The sequence below is a fragment of the Streptomyces sp. NPDC056835 genome, from assembly GCF_042789485.1.
Classification (GTDB): Bacteria; Actinomycetota; Actinomycetes; order Streptomycetales; family Streptomycetaceae; genus Streptomyces.
Genome location: NZ_JBHUBB010000011.1, coordinates 59494 through 75175 on the forward strand (window position 1 = coordinate 59494; position 15682 = coordinate 75175).

15 protein-coding genes and 1 riboswitch are annotated in these 15682 nt (G+C 70.3%); of the genes, 7 read left to right on the plus strand and 8 right to left on the minus strand.

The genetic code is table 11. The annotated features are described in order from the left end of the window. Nucleotides 1–12: 12 nt before the first annotated feature. Nucleotides 13–930, plus strand: coding sequence for a carbohydrate kinase family protein (locus tag ACFRMN_RS14735; protein WP_383018656.1), 918 nt, complete (start codon nt 13–15; stop codon nt 928–930). A gap of 96 nt (nt 931–1026) precedes the next feature. Here the strand turns inward: ACFRMN_RS14735 and ACFRMN_RS14740 are convergent, their stop codons facing one another. Both ACFRMN_RS14740 and ACFRMN_RS14745 read right to left on the minus strand, forming a co-directional pair. Next, nucleotides 1027–2028, minus strand: a complete 1002-nt coding sequence (locus ACFRMN_RS14740) for a DUF6745 domain-containing protein (protein WP_383018659.1) — start codon at nt 2026–2028, stop codon at nt 1027–1029. A 130-nt stretch (nt 2029–2158) separates the two neighbouring features. Further along, the gene (locus ACFRMN_RS14745; RefSeq protein ID WP_383018662.1) at nt 2159–2497 is read right to left on the minus strand and encodes a hypothetical protein; all 339 of its coding nucleotides are present in this window, start codon (nt 2495–2497) and stop codon (nt 2159–2161) included. A 159-nt stretch (nt 2498–2656) separates the two neighbouring features. Between ACFRMN_RS14745 and ACFRMN_RS14750 the strand changes: the two genes are divergently transcribed. The 5 genes from ACFRMN_RS14750 to ACFRMN_RS14770 are packed head-to-tail and all read left to right on the plus strand — an operon-like array spanning nt 2657 to nt 7870. Continuing rightward, on the plus strand, nt 2657–3610 hold the full coding sequence (locus ACFRMN_RS14750; protein WP_383018665.1) for an STM4015 family protein: 954 nt from the start codon (nt 2657–2659) through the stop codon (nt 3608–3610). 3 nt (nt 3611–3613) lie between these two features. Further along, nucleotides 3614–4828: an STM4014 family protein gene (locus ACFRMN_RS14755; protein ID WP_383018668.1), complete on the plus strand. Its 1215-nt coding sequence runs from the start codon at nt 3614–3616 to the stop codon at nt 4826–4828. Continuing rightward, a complete protein-coding gene (locus tag ACFRMN_RS14760; protein ID WP_383019076.1) occupies nt 4825–5637 on the plus strand; it encodes an STM4013/SEN3800 family hydrolase in 813 nt (270 codons plus the stop codon). The genes ACFRMN_RS14755 and ACFRMN_RS14760 overlap by 4 nt, the downstream gene beginning before the upstream one ends. Then, nucleotides 5634–6986, plus strand: a complete 1353-nt coding sequence (locus tag ACFRMN_RS14765) for an STM4012 family radical SAM protein (RefSeq protein WP_383018670.1) — start codon at nt 5634–5636, stop codon at nt 6984–6986. The genes ACFRMN_RS14760 and ACFRMN_RS14765 overlap by 4 nt, the downstream gene beginning before the upstream one ends. Nucleotides 6987–6991: 5 nt before the next feature. Continuing rightward, nucleotides 6992–7870 carry an STM4011 family radical SAM protein gene (locus ACFRMN_RS14770; protein ID WP_383018673.1) on the plus strand — a complete coding sequence of 293 codons (879 nt, stop codon included), beginning with the start codon at nt 6992–6994 and terminating at the stop codon, nt 7868–7870. Here the strand turns inward: ACFRMN_RS14770 and ACFRMN_RS14775 are convergent. Continuing rightward, nucleotides 7860–8684, minus strand: coding sequence for an SGNH/GDSL hydrolase family protein (locus ACFRMN_RS14775; RefSeq protein ID WP_383018676.1), 825 nt, complete (start codon nt 8682–8684; stop codon nt 7860–7862). The two genes, ACFRMN_RS14770 and ACFRMN_RS14775, sit on opposite strands and share 11 nt — an antisense overlap. A 168-nt stretch (nt 8685–8852) precedes the next feature. After that, the gene (locus tag ACFRMN_RS14780) at nt 8853–9914 is read right to left on the minus strand and encodes a peptidoglycan DD-metalloendopeptidase family protein (RefSeq protein ID WP_383018679.1); all 1062 of its coding nucleotides are present in this window, start codon (nt 9912–9914) and stop codon (nt 8853–8855) included. Nucleotides 9915–9918: 4 nt separating this feature from the next. Then, a riboswitch (cyclic di-AMP (ydaO/yuaA leader) is annotated at nt 9919–10110 on the minus strand. Nucleotides 10111–10527: 417 nt separating this feature from the next. Here ACFRMN_RS14780 and ACFRMN_RS14785 point away from each other — a divergent pair. After that, nucleotides 10528–11340, plus strand: coding sequence for a tyrosine-protein phosphatase (locus tag ACFRMN_RS14785; RefSeq protein ID WP_383018682.1), 813 nt, complete (start codon nt 10528–10530; stop codon nt 11338–11340). A 61-nt stretch (nt 11341–11401) separates the two neighbouring features. Here the strand turns inward: ACFRMN_RS14785 and ACFRMN_RS14790 are convergent, their stop codons facing one another. The 4 genes from ACFRMN_RS14790 to dxs form a co-directional block, all read right to left on the minus strand. Next, nucleotides 11402–11602, minus strand: a complete 201-nt coding sequence (locus tag ACFRMN_RS14790) for a DUF6126 family protein (RefSeq protein WP_383018685.1) — start codon at nt 11600–11602, stop codon at nt 11402–11404. Nucleotides 11603–11625: 23 nt separating this feature from the next. Continuing rightward, nucleotides 11626–12249 carry a helix-turn-helix domain-containing protein gene (locus ACFRMN_RS14795; protein ID WP_383018688.1) on the minus strand — a complete coding sequence of 208 codons (624 nt, stop codon included), beginning with the start codon at nt 12247–12249 and terminating at the stop codon, nt 11626–11628. Nucleotides 12250–12326: 77 nt separating this feature from the next. Beyond that, nucleotides 12327–13718, minus strand: a complete 1392-nt coding sequence (locus tag ACFRMN_RS14800; protein WP_383018691.1) for an aspartate aminotransferase family protein — start codon at nt 13716–13718, stop codon at nt 12327–12329. Next, nucleotides 13715–15667 carry a 1-deoxy-D-xylulose-5-phosphate synthase gene (gene dxs, locus ACFRMN_RS14805; RefSeq protein ID WP_383018694.1) on the minus strand — a complete coding sequence of 651 codons (1953 nt, stop codon included), beginning with the start codon at nt 15665–15667 and terminating at the stop codon, nt 13715–13717. Before dxs ends, ACFRMN_RS14800 begins: the two co-directional genes overlap by 4 nt. Nucleotides 15668–15682: the final 15 nt, after the last annotated feature.

The window sequence follows — 15682 nt, forward strand, 5'->3', positions numbered from 1 at the left end:
GAAAGGGAGATCGTGGCGCAGCAGCGGACCGACCAGCTCCATCATGATGTGCTGGTCGTCGGGGGCAGCGGGGTGGATACCGTCGTCCGGGTCGACTCGCTGCCGGTGCCTCTCGCCGACTCGGTATCGGTGGGGCCGATCCTCGAATGGCCGGGGCATACCGGTGGCAATGTGGCGCTCGGCTGCCGGAACCTCGGTCTGAACGTCAAGTTCCTCGACTATCTGGGAGACGACTGGACCGGCGAACAGGTTCGGGATCGGCTCGCGCGGGGTGGTGTGGACTTCGAGGCCCTGATCTCCCCCGCGGGCACCCGGCGCGCGGTCAATCTCGTGGAGAAGACGGGCCGCCGGATGTCCTTCCACGACGCCAGGGACCCGGACGATCTGCGGATGCCGCGCGATTTCTATCTGCCCCATCTCGAACGCACCCGCCATGTCCATCTGTCGATCACCAACTTCGCCCGGTTCCTCTATGACGACATCGAGGCGCTGGGCGTCCCTGTCTCGACCGATCTGCACGACTGGGACGGTCTCGCCGACTATCACAAGGACTTCGCCCTCCGCTCCGACCTGGTGTTCCTCAGCGCCGCCGGGGCGAGCGAGCGGATCGCCTCGGTGATGCGGGAGATCCTGCGCGAGGGCCGGGCCGAGGCGGTCGTCGCGACGGCGGGCGCGGGCGGCTCGTACGTGATGAGCCGTGAGGGGAGCCGTACGCCGCGCCCGGTCAGGGCGACCGTCCCGCCCGCGCCGGTGGTGGACTCCAACGGCGCGGGTGACGCGTACGTCTGCGGCTTCCTGTACGGGCGGCTGGCCGGACGCGACCTGGAGGAGTGCGCCCGGCTCGGCGCCGTGGCGGGTGCCCACGCCTGTACGGGCGAGGGCAACGAGGCGCTGATCGGACCGGACGAACTGCTCGCGGCCACTGTCTGACCGCCCCGGATCCCGGCGCCTTCGGCGCCCCGGCGCCCCGGTGCCCCGGTGCCCCGGTAGCGGCGTAGCCGGTTGGTCCTGTCCGCACCTAGCGGTTCAGGTCTGCCGCACCGGCGCGTACACCTCCTCCTCCACCCCGAAGGTCCACGCGACCCCCGCCTTCGCCGTGGACACCGTGGGCGGCACGCGCAGCCAGTAGGTGCGGTACGTACCGTCCGGCTCGGGTGTGGAGTTGACGACCTCGACCATCGCGACATCCTCGTCGCCGTCCAGCGCGATCCGCCACAGCACACCGGTCTCGTCGCGGTGGACGGGCCGCGCTCCCGACTCGTCCAGATAGCGGTCGTAGCCGTAGTACTCCAGCATCACGCGGCGCAGCTCCGCGTTGGCCTCGGTACGGATGCGCTCGGGCGTCAGGGACGGCAGTCCGGTGAGGAATTCGGCGGGGACGGGCATCCCGCGCCACGCGTACAGGGCGAAGCCGTCCGGATAGGCGAGCGCGGGGCCGTCCCCGCGGTCCAGCCGGCCCGCCTCGTCGCGGTACAGCGCGACGGGACGCTCGCAGATCACCACGGCGCGTTCGTACGGCCACCACCAGCCGGCGTGCCGCGCCACCTCGGCGAGTCCTTCGAGGCGTTCGCTTCGGCCGTCGAACGCGGCGAGCCACGCCGCGTCGTGCTGGCCGAGGACCGCGTCGAGCAGCACCGCGCGGATCTCGGCCGCCTCGGCGGGCCGGTCGGCGAGAACTTCCACGATTCCGAGGCGTATCCGCTCGGCGAGCGCCCGGGTGGTGTCCCAGAGCCGGGCGCCGGTGGTGTTCCAGTGCTCGGCCCAGCCCGCCGGCCCCAACGCGTCGTGCACCCTGCGCCGTTCCTCGGCCCACGGGTGCGTACGCACCTCGTCGCGCACGGACCGTCCCGCGTCGGCGAGTGACCGCGCGGACTGTGCGCCGGCCAGCGGCGAGCCGGCCCAGATGATCCGCTCCGGCTCCGCGAGGCCCGCTCCCCGGTAGGCGAGCCGCACCCCGCGCTCGGCGGCGGCCCGGTCCGTCTCCCCCGTCGCCGCGGCTACCGCCCGCCACGTATCCACGTCACTCATGCCCGAAGCCCCATCCCGTGTCATTCCCTTCCCCTGTCATGCCCGTCCCCCTGTCATGCCTGTCCACCGTCTCCGTACCGCTGTTGCCGCGAGGTCCGCCGCACGGCCGTGCTGAACGGGCGCCACGCCCTCAGTCCGCGACCATGCGCACCGCGCCCGGCAGGTACTCGCGCTGGCGCACCACCCGGAACCACCCCTTGGGCAGCGGTATCGCCGCGTGCTCCTCGTGCACCACCCGTCCGCCTTCCGGAAGATGGAGGAACATCGGTCCGAGCTCGTCGCCCGGCTCACGGACGAGCCGACCCGGTCCGGTCACCGCGTGGGCGTGGCCGGTGACCTCGCCGAGGGCCAGGACCAGCCGTCCCCGCGCGTCCCTCGGCTCACCGAGGGCGCGCTCGGCGTCCACAAGACGCGACGGCACCGCCTCTTCCGCGACGGGCACGATAAGGACGTCTCCTTGCCGGAACATGGCTCTCCCCTTGATCGGCGGCGCCGAGTGCGCCGACCTGAGAACGACGCTAGGGGGAGGGTCTGACAATCGGCCCCGGCACGGGGCGTTGTCAGTGGCCGCTGGTAGAACTGCTCCACATCAGCCGATCACATGTCACAGGTGTCTGGAGCGTTCGTCATGGCCATCTCGAACCATCTGCGGGAGTTCTACGGCCTGCCCGCGTTCGACTTCCCCCCAGCGGACACGAAGGCGGAGCTTCCCGACCCGGCCGCCGTGGCCTGGCGTATCTCGGTCGACTCGTACGAGTCCGAGGAGGAGTGGGAGGCGGCGTTCGCGCGCTTCGCCGAGTCCGTGGACACCACCGAGGTCCGGGCGCTGATCGTCGGATCCTGGAGCGACGCCTACGAGTCCGGCCCCGACGAGGTGATCTCGGCGCTCGTCGCCGCCCGCGACCGGCTGCCCGCGCTGCGCGCGCTGTTCCTCGGTGACATCACGTTCATGGAGTGCGAGATCTCCTGGATCAACCAGGGGCTGGTGACCCCGCTGCTCGACGCCTTCCCCGAGCTGCGCGAATTCGGCGTCCGCGGCGGGCAGGAGCTGCGTTTCCCCGCCGTCCGGCACGCACGGCTGCGCTCGCTCACGATCGAGACGGGCGGGCTGGACGCCGAAGTCGTGCGGTCCGTCGCGGCGAGCGACTTCCCCGAGCTGGAGCATCTGGATCTCTGGCTCGGCACGTCGTGGTACGGCGCGAACGCTCAAGTGTCCGACCTGGCACCGATCCTGGCCGGTTCGCGGCTGCCCCGGCTCCGCTCGCTGGCGCTGCGCAACAGCGAGATACAGGACGAGATCGCCGTGGCGCTGGCGGGCGCCCCGGTCGTGGCCGGGCTGGAGACGCTCGATCTCTCGATGGGCACGCTCGGCGAGGAGGGCGCGGAGGCTCTTCTCGGCGGCCAGCCGCTCAGCCATCTCAAGAGGCTCGATCTGCACCACAACTACCTCGGCGAGGCGATGCGGAAGCGTCTCCTCGACACGCTGGGCGCGGCGGGTGTCGAGATCGACCTCTCCGGGAGCACGGAGCCGGACCGTGAGTCCGACGGCGTCGAGCACCGCTATACCGCGGTGGCGGAGTAACGGATGACCCGGGACCCGAGCGACACGTCCGCGAGCGCCGTGCCCCGAAGCGCCCCGTCCCCGAGCACGCCGGCCCCGGGGGATCCGCGGCTGGTCGTGGTCGGGATCCCCGGCAACCGCCGCGTGTCCCTGTTCCAGGACGCCGTGCGGGCCGCCGGGCTGTCCCCAGCCCGCGAGGTGGCCTGGCGCGATGTGCTGGACAGCCGGGCGCGGTTCACGGCCGGTGAGACGGTACGGATCGACTCCCCGGGCGAGGACCCGGAGGTGGACCGGCTGCTTCGTGACGTGGACGATCCGACCCGTGTCGAGGGCACGGGCCGCTGGTACGAACGGTTCACGGCACTCGCCCGGGGCCTCGGCCGGGCCGCCTCCGCCGCCGGAGCCGATCTGCTGGACGATCCCGACGAGCTGGCGGTCCTCTTCGACAAGCGGCTCTGCCATGGCGTGCTCGACGCGGCGGGGGTCCGCGTTCCCGTGTCGCCCACCTCGGGCCCCGGAGGGCCGGCCGTGTCCGGCTGGGATGATGTACGCGCGCTGATGGCCGGGGCCGGGCTCCGCCGCGTGTTCGTCAAGATCGCCCACGGCTCGTCCGCCTCCGGTGTCCTCGCCGTCGAGAGGGCGGGTCCCGGCCGGGTGCGTGCCCTCACTTCCGTCGAACGGGACGGCGCGGGCCGCCTCTTCAACTCGCTGCGGATCCGCGACTACACCAGCGAGCGCGACGTGGCGGCGATCATCGACACCCTCGCGCCCGACGGACTGCATATCGAGCAGTGGGTGCCGAAGGCGGTCCTGGACGGCAGGCCGGCCGATCTGCGGGTGGTGGTCGTCGCGGGCCGCGCGACGCACGTGGTCGTACGGACCAGCCGGTCGCCCATGACCAATCTCCATCTGGGCGGGAAGCGCGGAGATCTCGACGCGGCCCGCGACGTGATCAAGGCGTCCGGCGGCAGCTTCTCCACCGCCCTCACCATCAGTGAGGCGGCGGCCGACCGCTTCCCCGGAACCCACTGCGTGGGAGTCGATCTGCTGCCCGCCCCGAGCTGGCGGCGGTACGCCGTCGGCGAGGTCAACGCCTTCGGCGATCTGCTGCCCGGTCTCACGGGGCTGCCGGGCCGCGGCGCCGACGGCCTGGACACCTACGCGGCGCAGCTCGCCGCCCTGCCGAGGCGTGCCACGCGCTGGACGACCGAGGAGCCGGCGTGCAGACACCTGACATGAACGAGGTCGTCGGGCGGGACGACCTCCTGCTCGTCACGCTCGACACACTGCGCTTCGATGTCGCGGAGGAGCTGGCCGCCGCGGGCCGTATCCCACATCTCGCCCGGCATCTCCCGGGCGGTCGCTGGGAGAAGCGGCACGCCCCGGGCAGCTTCACCTACGCCTCGCATCAGGCGATCTTCGCCGGGTTTCTGCCCACCCCCGCCGTGCCGGGTCCGCATCCACGGCTGTTCGCCGCGCGCTTCGGGGGCAGCGAGACCACGGCCGACCGGACCTTCGTCCATGACACGCCGGATCTGGTCTCGGGCCTCGCGGCGGCCGGCTATCGCACGGTGTGTCTGGGCGGCGTCGGCTTCTTCAGCCAGCGGGGCGCGCTCGGCTCCGTACTGCCCGGAATGTTCCAGGAGAGCCACTGGGAGCCGGAGTTCGGCGTGGCCTCTCCCACCTCATTCGAGGCGCAGGTGGAGCGCGCGGAGAAGGTCGTCGCCGGTCTGGAGCCCGACCAGCGGCTGTTCCTGTTCGTCAATGTGGCGGCGCTGCACCAGCCCAACTGGTTCCATCTGCCCGGCGCCACGCGGGAGGCGGGCGACTCGCGGGCCACGCACGCCGCCGCGCTGGAGTATGTCGACCGCCATATCGGCCGGCTCTTCGCCGCCGCGAGCAGCCGTCGGCGCTGCTTCACGATCGTCTGTTCCGACCATGGCACCGCCTACGGCGACGACGGCTGGACCGGCCACCGCCTGGGCCATGAAGTGGTCTGGACCGTGCCGTACGCCCATTTCTTCCTGGAGAGCGGGACAGCCCGATGAGCACCACCCTCGCACCTCGTCCGTACGAGAGTTATGTCTACGCCTATCCGCACAAGACCGCCTACCGCCCGCTGGAGGACCGCCCGGCGCTGCGTGGGCTGTGGGCCGGTGAACGCAAGGACGCGCTCTCCCTCTATCTGCACATACCGTTCTGCGAGGTCCGCTGCGGCTTCTGCAATCTCTTCACCCGGATCGGCGCCCCCGACGAACTGACGACGCGCTATCTCGACGCGCTCGACCGGCAGGCGATCACGGTGCGCGACGCCCTGGCGGACGCTGAAGCCGGCACGGACACCGTGCGGTTCGCCGCGGCTGCCTTCGGCGGCGGCACACCCACCTATCTGGACGCCGACGAGCTGGACCGGTTGTGCGACATCGCCGAGAAACGGATGGGGGCCGACCTGCGGGCCGTCCCGCTCTCCGTGGAGACCTCCCCCGCGACGGCCACCGCCGACCGGCTGGCGGTGCTCGCCGAGCGGGGTGCCACGCGGCTGAGCATCGGCGTCCAGAGCTTCGTCGACGCGGAGGCGAAGGCCGCCGTACGCCCACAGCGCCGCGCCGAGGTCGAGGCCGCGCTCGGCCGCATACGGGACGCCCGGATCCCCGTCCTGAACATCGATCTCATCTACGGCATCGACGGCCAGACGGAGGCGAGCTGGCGTCACTCCCTGGACGCCGCGCTCGCCTGGCGGCCCGAGGAGCTGTATCTCTACCCCCTGTACGTACGGCCGCTCACGGGCCTCGGCCGGCTCGGCGCCGGCGGTGACTCCGCCTGGGACGACCAGCGGCTGCGGCTCTACCGGCAGGGCCGGGACCAGCTGCTCGCGCACGGCTACGAACAGCTGTCGATGCGCATGTTCCGCCGGCCGGACATCTCGTTCCAGGACGCCGGCGCGGACGACTACGCGTGCCAGACCGACGGGATGATCGGTCTGGGCTGCGGGGCCCGCTCGTACACCTCCACTCTTCACTACTCCTTCGACTACGCCGTCGACATGCGCGAGATACGCGCCATCATCGACACCTACACGGCGACGGAGGACTTCTCCCACGCGGAGGTCGGCCGCCGGATCGATGGTGACGAGGCACGCCGCCGCCATCTTCTCCAGTCCCTCCTCCAAGCCGGGGGGATGACGGAGGCCGACTACCGCGCGCGGTTCGGCTCCGGCCCCGCCGAGGACTTCCCCGGCGAGCTGGCCCGGTTCGCGGCCCTCGGCTGGCTCGACGAGAGCGCGCCTCCCGGCCTGCTGCGCCTCTCCCCCGAGGGGCTCGCGTACTCGGACGCGCTGGGTCCCGCGCTCTTCTCCCCCGCCGTACGGGCCTCGATGGCCGCGTACGAAAGGAAGTGAGACCCGTGGACCTGACGATCCTCTACCGCGGCCCGCTCGCCTCCTGCGACTACGACTGCCCCTACTGCCCGTTCGCCAAGCGCCGCGACAGCCGGGAGCAACTGCGCGCCGACCGGGCCGCCCTGGAGCGCTTCACCGCCTGGGCTTCGGAGCAGCGGGAGGACAGGCTGTCGGTGCTGTTCACTCCCTGGGGCGAAGGGCTGGTGCGTTCCTGGTACCGGCGTGCCCTCACCGAGCTGTCGTCGCTGCCGCACATCGGCCGGGTGGCGATCCAGACGAATCTCAGCTGCCGCACCGACTGGCTGGCGGACGCCGATCCCGCGAAGCTCGCCCTGTGGTGTACGTACCACCCCGGCCAGACGCCGTACGACCGCTTCCTCGCGAAGACCCATGAGCTGGCGGAGCGGTCGATCCGGTTCAGTGTGGGGGTCGTGGGCCTGCCGGACCATCTGGAGCACGCCCGCCGGCTGCGCGCGGACCTGCCCGAGCAGGTGTATCTCTGGATCAACGCGGCCGAGGGCCGCAGCTATACGGATGAGGAGGCCGGTCGCTGGACGGCTCTCGATCCGCTCTTCCCCTACAGCCGCAGCCCGCACCGCTCGGCCGGTCTGCCCTGCCGGACGGGCGAGTCGGTGATCTCGGTGGACGGTGAGGGTACGGTGCGGCGCTGCCACTTCGTCCGCGCCGAGCTGGGCAATCTCTACGACGGGTCCTACCGGCGGGCGCTCGCTCCGCGGGCGTGCCCGCTGGCGGTGTGCGACTGCCATATCGGCTATGTGCATCTGGAGACACTGCCGTTGTACGACGTCTTCGCCGGAGGGGTACTGGAACGGGTCCCGGCGGGGATACGACCGGCCGGATCCGCCTCCGCGGTCAGTGCTTGAGAGGCAAGAGGTCCGGGCGCTTCGCTTCGACATGATCGCCGGAGGACTCACCGCGCAGCCGCCGCCCGATCCACGGCACCAGATATTCGCGTGCCCAGTGGATGTCGTCGCGCCGTACCTCCAGCGTCCCGCGCGGCGGCTGCGGCGGCCACGGCTGGTCCGGGTCGGCGGGCACATCGAGGCCGAGCACCTGCGCGGCGCGCAGCGCGACGCGGGTGTGCCCCTCGGGTGACAGATGCAGCCGGTCGCCGTCCCAGGCCCGCCTGTCCTGTACGGACTTGAGCGACCAGAGGTCGAGCACCGGGCAGTCGTAGCGGTCCGCGATGGCCCGCACATGGGCGGTGTAGGTGGCGATCCTGCCGCGCAGATGGCGCAGCACCGGGACGCCCCGGGTGTCGAAGCCGGTGGTCACCATGACCGTGCCGACGGCGCCGGAGAGATCGGCGACGGCCCGCTCGAAACGCTCGGCGACATCGTCGGGGTCGGTGCCTGGCCGGATGATGTCATTGCCGCCGGCGCAGAACGTCACCAGATCCGGGGCGAGTTCCTTGGCGCGCGGTATCTGTTCGTCGACGATCTGGTCGAGGAGCCGGCCGCGTACGGCGAGATTGGCGTACCGGAAATCACCGTGGACGGTGTCCGCCGTCGCACCCGAGACCGGCAGTTGGTCGGCGAGCAGGACCGCGAGCCGGTCCGCCCAGCCGACATACATCCCGTCGGGGCCCGGGTCGCCCACCCCCTCCGTGAAGCTGTCGCCGATCGCCGCGTACGACCCGAGTACGCCATTTCTTCTTGATCTCGAATCGTCTGCCACAGCACCACATCATTCCCGGCAGATGTGACCTACGCGACCGTAAGGAGGGGTTGACGCCGGGTGAGATATGCCATCGGTCAAGTTTCGGCCAAGCGGGAATAGTCGAAAAAGCCGCTGCCCGGCACGGAAAGTGCCGGGCAGCGCAATGAGCTGACGTGATCTGACGAATCAGACGTTGACACCGTTCTGCCGGAGGTAGGCCACCGGGTCGACGTCCGAGCCGTACTCGGGGCCGGTCCGGATCTCGAAGTGCAGGTGCGGTCCGGTGGAATTGCCGGTGGAACCGGAGAGTCCGATCTGCTGGCCCGCGCTGACGCTCTCGCCCGCGGAGACCTCCAGGGACGACAGGTGACCGTACTGCGAGTACATGCCGTCGCTGTGCTGGATGACGACCTGGTTGCCGTACGCACCGCCCCAGCCGGCCGTCACGACCGTGCCGTCGCTGACCGCCTTGACGGGGGTGCCCGAGGACGCCGAGAAGTCGACACCGGTGTGGTAGCCGCTGGACCAGCTGGAGCCGGAGGCGCGGTACGGCGTGGAGGTCGGTCCGTCGACCGGCGCGGTGAAGCCGGAACCGGTGCTCTGCTCCGCGGTGCCGTCGGCGGGGGCCTGCTCGGTGGTCGGGGCGGCGGACTCGTCCGTCGAACCGCTGGACGAGGAGTCGCTGGACGAAGAATCGGCGGACGAAGCGTCGGCGGACGAGGAATCGGCGGACTCGGCCGGGGAGGTGGTGTCGGCCGAGGACGTGGAGTCCGCCGAGGAATCGGCCGACGAGGAGGGCTCCGCCGGAGCCTCGGACGGCGCGCTCGCCGCTGCCCGCGCGCCGAGGGTCAGCTTCAGGCCGGGGTGGATCAGCGACGGGTTGTCGCCGACGGCCTCCCGGTTGTCCTGATACAGCCGGTGCCAGCCGCCCCGGACATGATGCTCAACGGCGATCTTGGAGAGATAGTCGCCGGCGACCACGGTGTAGGTCCTCGCGACCTTGGTGGCCACGTGGGTCACGGTCTGCTTCGTCACGGCGCGCTGCTGGGCGCCGGACAGATTCTGGGCCGTCTGCGCCGAGGTGGAGGCGGCCTGCGGAGCGGCGGCGGGGGCGGCCTTCTCCGCGGCGTGCGCGCCGGTGGCGCCGATGAGCGGAAGCGCGATGGCCGCGCCACCCGTACCCGCGGCGATGAATCCGCGCGAAATCGAATTGGTCTTGGGACGGCGGTGCTTACCCTTCGTGGGCATGGCGAATTCCTCTCCGGCGCCTGCGAGGTGAGCTGTCGGGTTCGGGCTGGAGCTGCCCGGCCGCGCATGGTGCGCGACTTCACCCCGAGCCGTCCGAACTTCCGGATCGGCGTACTACCTGGGTCCCCCGCTCCTGCCACGCGTTGATGGGTGGATGCGAATTCCAAGCGGCGGCAGGATTCGGCGATCCGCTCGGATTGAGGCTGAACGTAAGCGAGTCGGTCGGCCGGAACAAGATGCTGTTTTCCGGCGGTGACGCCCGTTCCGGATATCGCTCGGGTTATTCGGTCACCCTGCGTGGATTCCGGTCTTCAATTACCTTGCGGAGCAGCAATTCCCCCTCCCGATACCGCCACGCAACGTCACGGATATGATCCTGCTCACGGGCCGGAGCTCATCTCCCCCGCGACCGGGGCAGGTTATGCGGAATCACTCATTCCGGACAGATGGGCATGTGGGCGATATTCATCCGCGCGGCGTGTCCGAATAATGCGCTTCTGACCCTTCCGGAGCCGGGCCGATTGCCGCAGGTTGCCTGGGGAACAAATGTCGTAGGGTCGGAAGCCGACATCGTCGGCGAGCCGCGCCGACGGCAGACACGGAGGAGCACGCCGTGACGCAGCAGCTGCCGCAGGTCCCGTCGACAGAGCCCGAGTTGTCCGGCGTGCGCAACTTCCGCGATGTGGGCGGACTGCCGACCACGGACGGCCGGCGGGTGGCCTACGGCAGGCTCTTCCGCAGCGGACATCTCGCCAACGCCACCCCGGCCGATGCCGCCTTCCTCTCCTCCCTCGGCCTGCACACGATCTTCGACTTCCGCAACGCCGCCGATCTGAAGCTCGACGGCGCGGACGTGGAACTGCCCGGCGTACGCAATGTGAACCTGCCGCTCACTGATCCGGCGGACGGCGCCGAGTTCTGGCTGATGGTGCGGGACGGCGATCTCGACCAGCTGCGCTCGATCCTCTCGGACGGCAGAGCCGCGACCCGGATGATCGACTCGTACCGGACGATCATCACGGGACGCACCGCCGAGCACAGCCGCGTCCTGCACTCCCTCGCCGAGGACAGCGTCCCCGCGCTCATGCACTGCGCGGCGGGCAAGGACCGGGCGGGGCTCTCCATCGCGGTGTCCCTGCTCGCGGTCGGGGTGGAGCCCGAGGCGATCGAGGCCGACTATCTCAAGTCGAACCACCCGCACCGCCGCTACCCGATCCACCGCACCGACAACTCCCCCACCGGGATGTCCCCGGAGGTGATGGAACTGCTCAGCCCGCTCTTCGACGCTCGCGCCGAATATCTCGCGGCGGCCTTCGAGACCATCGAGAAGACCTGGGGCACCACCGACCGCTATCTGACCGAGGGGCTTGGGCTCGCCCCCGAGACCCGCGAGCGGCTTCGCACCCGCCTCCTCGACCAGAGCTGAGCAGCGGCGGGAACGGAGGGGGGACGGCGAGAGCGCCGGTAACGGCTTCGAAGGGGCGCCCCTACCCCCGCGCGCCCATCTCGAAGAGCAGATAGAGGAAGGCCGCGAAGAGATGGCCGGCGACCAGATAGGCGAAGAGCCGGATGACCAGCCCGCGGGGGAACTTCCCCTCTTCCTTCATGACATGACCGGACGCGGCGGATTCGGGCCGGCCTTCCGGTCCGTCGGCCGGGCCGGGCACGGAGTTCTCTGACTCGGACATGGTGGCAGACCTCTCTCAGCGGGTCAGCGACGATGGGCCCCGGCGCCGAGGCACAGCTCGGCGGCGGGGCTCTGCAGCAGGGTATGGACGAAGAGCAGCTCGGTCCCCTCGGGTCCGACCGCCGCGATCCGGTGCGGGGTGAGCGAGTCGAAGTGCGCGCTGTCCCCGGGGTCGAGTACGTGTACGGCGTTCCCGAGGGTCACCTGGAGCCGCCCTTCGAGGACATAGAGCCATTCCTCACCGGGGTGTACGCGGACGAGGTCGCCCTGAGCCCCGTAGGGGACCTGGAGCCGCAGCGGCTGCATGGCCCGCCCCGGGCCGCCCGCCTGGTGGTAGGTCCAGCCGTCGGCCTCGACCGGTTCCATCCGGCCGGCCCGGACGATGGGATCGCGCTCCGGCGGCATCTCCCCCAGCAGTTCGGAGACCGTCGTACCGTAGATACGGGCGAGGCTCAGCAGCATCGGAAGCGACGGCTGTCTGTGGCCGGTCTCCAGCCGGGAGAGATGGGCGGGGGAGAGCCCGGCCCGCCCGGCGGCGGCCTCCAGGGTGAGCCGTCGGCCGCGGCGCAGCTCGCGCAGGCGGGGTGCGACATCGGGCAGCTGGTCGGGCAGCTCGTCGGCGGCCCCTCCAGCGGGAGGTGTGCTCATATCTCCATTGCGCCAGGAACTTTCCTCTGGGGCAAATTTCTTACCCCAGAGGCAAAGAATCCCGATCCCCAGTACACCTAGCGGTTCGCCACGGCCTGCTTCACCAGAGTCCTGCCGAAGTCCCACATCAGTCCGCCACCGCCATGGGCGTCGTCCATGACCGCCGTGAAGGCGTCCACGAAGCGCTCGACCTCCCGCTCGCCGATGGTCAGCGGCGGGATCAGCTTGATCACCTCCAGATGGTCGCCGGAGACCTGGGTGAGGATCCGGTGCTTCTGGAGCAGCGGTACGACCACCATCTGCGCGAAGAGTCCCTTGCGGGCCGCCTGGAGCATGGTCCAGCGACCGCGCAGCTTGATCGAGTTCGGCCGGCCGAACTCGATGCCGATCATCAGGCCACGGCCGCGTACCTCGTACAGCAGCTCATAACGGTCGACGAGCGCGGCCAGTCGTGACCTGAGGAGATCCCCGGTGATCCGCGCGTTGGCGACGACGTTCTCGTCCTCCATCACGGACAGTACGGCCAGGCCCGCGGCCATGGCCTGGGCGTTGGATCCGAAGCTCGCCGAGTGGACGAGCACCCGGTCCATCGAGGAGTAGACCTTCTTGAAGATCCAGTCCTTGCCGAGGGTCGCGCCGACGGGCACGTAGCCGCCGGAGAGCGCCTTGGCCACACAGACGAGATCCGGCTCCACTCCCTCCTCGTGCTGGTACGCGTAGAAGTCCCCGGTCCTGCCGAGGCCGGTCTGTACCTCGTCGACGATGAGCAGCGCCTTGTGCCGGTGCAGCAGTTCCTGGGCGGCGCGCAGAAAACCGGGCGGGGTCTCGTGGACGCCCTTGCCCTGGATCGGCTCGACCACGAAGGCGGCCACATCGCCGCGCTTGAGCTCCCTCTCCAGCGCGTCGAGATCGCCGAGCGCGAGGGCGGTGTCGGGCAGCAGCGGTGCGAAGCCGTCCCGGAAGCCCTCCTCTCCGTTGACGGAAAGCGAGCCCGTGGTGAGCCCGTGGAAGGCGTGCGAGCAGTAGAGGATCCGGGGCTTCCCGGTCGCGTACCGCGCGAACTTCAGCGCCGTCTCCACCGCTTCCGTACCGCTGTTGCCGAAGAACACCCGGTCCAGATGCGGGGAGTGGGCGAGCAGTTTCTCGGCGAGCAGTCCGGGCAGCGGCTGGCAGTCGAAGCGGGTGAGATCGGCGAGCGAGGCGTCGAGGACGTCGTGGAGCGCCTTGCGTACGACGGGATGGTGCCGGCCGAGGCCCATGACGCCGAAGCCGGCGAGCATGTCGAGATAGTCGTTGCCGTCCTCGTCCCAGAAGTAGGCTCCCTCGGCCCGCTCGTAGAACCGGTCGAAGCCGATGGTGTGCAGCATGCGGGGAAGCTGGTGGTTGAGGTGCTTGGTGTACAGCTCGTAGCGCTCGGCGCCGCGCTCCGCGAGCAGCCGCGACAGGTCGAAGCCCGTGGGCCCGGTCATTCCGCGCTCTCCTTTCCTGCCGGGCTCTGCCCGCGCGCCCGGCTCTCCGCACGCGCCGGCTTCCCTACGCGTGCCCGGGTCTTCTTGGGTGCCAGGGCGGCGCTGATCCGTCCCGCGATCTCCACCGGGGTGAGACCGATGTCGGCCAGCACCTCACCCCGTTTGGCATGGGCCAGGAACTCCTCGGGGATACCGAAGGTCCGCAGCGGTACGTCCACCCCCGCGTCACGCAGCGACTGGCCGACGGCCGAACCCACCCCGCCGCTTCGGCTGTTGTCCTCGACGACCGCTACCAGCCGGTGCCGTTCGGCCAGCGGGGCGAGCTGTTCGTCGACGGGCTTGACCCATCGGGGATCGACCACCGTGCAGCCGATACCGCGCTCCGAAAGCAGCTCCGCCGCCTGGAGACATACGGGCGCGAGCACCCCCACCGATACGAGCAGCACCTCGGCGTCCGCCGCGCGACGCAGGACGTCCATCCCGCCCACGCGCCCCAGGGCCGGGATCTCCGGGCCCACGGACTCCTTGGCGAACCGCACCACGGTCGGCGCGTCGTCCACGGTCACCGCCTCGCGCAGCTGCGCCCTCAACTGTCCGGCGTCGCGCGGCGCCGCGATCCGCAGTCCGGGTACGCACTGGAGGATCGACATGTCCCACATGCCGTTGTGCGAGGCACCGTCGACTCCGGTGACCCCGGCCCGGTCGAGTACGAACGTGACGCCGCACCGGTGCAGGGCGACATCCATCAGCAGCTGGTCGAAGGCGCGGTTGAGGAACGTGGCGTAGACGGCGACGACCGGGTGCAGCCCGCCGGTGGCGAGCCCGGCCGCGGAGACCGCCGCGTGCTGCTCGGCGATGCCCACGTCCCAGATCCGGTCCGGGAAGCGCTCGGCGAACTTCGTCAGCCCGACGGGGTGCAGCATGGCCGCCGTGATCGCCACCACATCAGGCCGCTCCTCGCCGATCGCGACGATCTCGTCGCGGAACACCGAGGTCCACGACGGGCCGTTGGACGGTGCCAGCGGCTCGCAGGTCAGCGGATCCATCACGCCGACCGTATGGAAGCGGTCCGCCTCGTCCTCCAGCGCCGGCGCGTAGCCGCGCCCCTTCTCCGTCAGACAGTGCACCAGTACGGGTCCGTGGAAGCGTTTGGCGCGCCGCAGCGCCGATTCCAGGGCGGCGGTGTCATGGCCGTCGACCGGTCCGACGTATTTGAGACCAAGGTCCTCGAACATGCCCTGCGGGGCGAAGGTGTCCTTGAACCCCTTCTTCGCACCGTGCAGCGACCCGTACAGCGGCCGGCCCACCACGGGGGTGCGCTGGAGTACGTCCTTGCCCCAGGCCAGGACGCTCTCATAGCCGTCGGTGGTACGGAGAGTGGCCAGGTGATCGGCGAGTCCGCCTATCGTCGGACCGTATGACCGTTCATTGTCGTTGACCACGATGATCAGGGGCCGGTCCTTGGCCGCGGCGATGTTGTTCAGCGCCTCCCAGGCCATTCCGCCGGTGAGCGCTCCGTCCCCGATGACCGCGACGACATGGTCCTCCCCGCCCCGCACGTCACGGGCCTTGGCGAGTCCGTCGGCCCAGCCGAGGACGGTGGAGGCGTGCGAGTTCTCGATGACATCGTGTACGGATTCGGCGCGGGAGGGATAGCCGGAAAGGCCGCCCTTGCCGCGCAGTTTGGAGAAGTCCTGTCTGCCGGTGAGGAGTTTATGGACATAGCTCTGATGGCCGGTGTCCCACAGAATTCGGTCGACAGGAGAATCGAAGACCCGGTGCAGGGCGATGGTCAGCTCCACCACCCCGAGATTGGGCCCGAGATGGCCGCCGGTTCTGGCGACCGCCTGAATCAGGAACGCTCTGATGTCCTCGGCCAGTTCACCGATATCACTTTCACTCAGCGCCTTGAGATCGCGCGGCCCCCGGATATTCTCCAAGACTGACACGCTCGGGCCCCCTCT

Excerpts from the sequence above, each read along its gene's own strand:
- ACFRMN_RS14765 (WP_383018670.1), top strand. The coding sequence starts at position 5,634 with ATGAGCACCACCCTCGCACCTCGTCCGTACGAGAGTTATGTCTACGCC.
- ACFRMN_RS14790 (WP_383018685.1), bottom strand. The coding sequence starts at position 11,602 with ATGTCCGAGTCAGAGAACTCCGTGCCCGGCCCGGCCGACGGACCGGAA.
- ACFRMN_RS14760 (WP_383019076.1), top strand. The coding sequence starts at position 4,825 with ATGAACGAGGTCGTCGGGCGGGACGACCTCCTGCTCGTCACGCTCGAC.
- ACFRMN_RS14745 (WP_383018662.1), bottom strand. The coding sequence starts at position 2,497 with ATGTTCCGGCAAGGAGACGTCCTTATCGTGCCCGTCGCGGAAGAGGCG.
- ACFRMN_RS14795 (WP_383018688.1), bottom strand. The coding sequence starts at position 12,249 with ATGAGCACACCTCCCGCTGGAGGGGCCGCCGACGAGCTGCCCGACCAG.
- ACFRMN_RS14755 (WP_383018668.1), top strand. The coding sequence starts at position 3,614 with ATGACCCGGGACCCGAGCGACACGTCCGCGAGCGCCGTGCCCCGAAGC.
- ACFRMN_RS14800 (WP_383018691.1), bottom strand. The coding sequence starts at position 13,718 with ATGACCGGGCCCACGGGCTTCGACCTGTCGCGGCTGCTCGCGGAGCGC.
- ACFRMN_RS14780 (WP_383018679.1), bottom strand. The coding sequence starts at position 9,914 with ATGCCCACGAAGGGTAAGCACCGCCGTCCCAAGACCAATTCGATTTCG.
- ACFRMN_RS14740 (WP_383018659.1), bottom strand. The coding sequence starts at position 2,028 with ATGAGTGACGTGGATACGTGGCGGGCGGTAGCCGCGGCGACGGGGGAG.
- ACFRMN_RS14750 (WP_383018665.1), top strand. The coding sequence starts at position 2,657 with ATGGCCATCTCGAACCATCTGCGGGAGTTCTACGGCCTGCCCGCGTTC.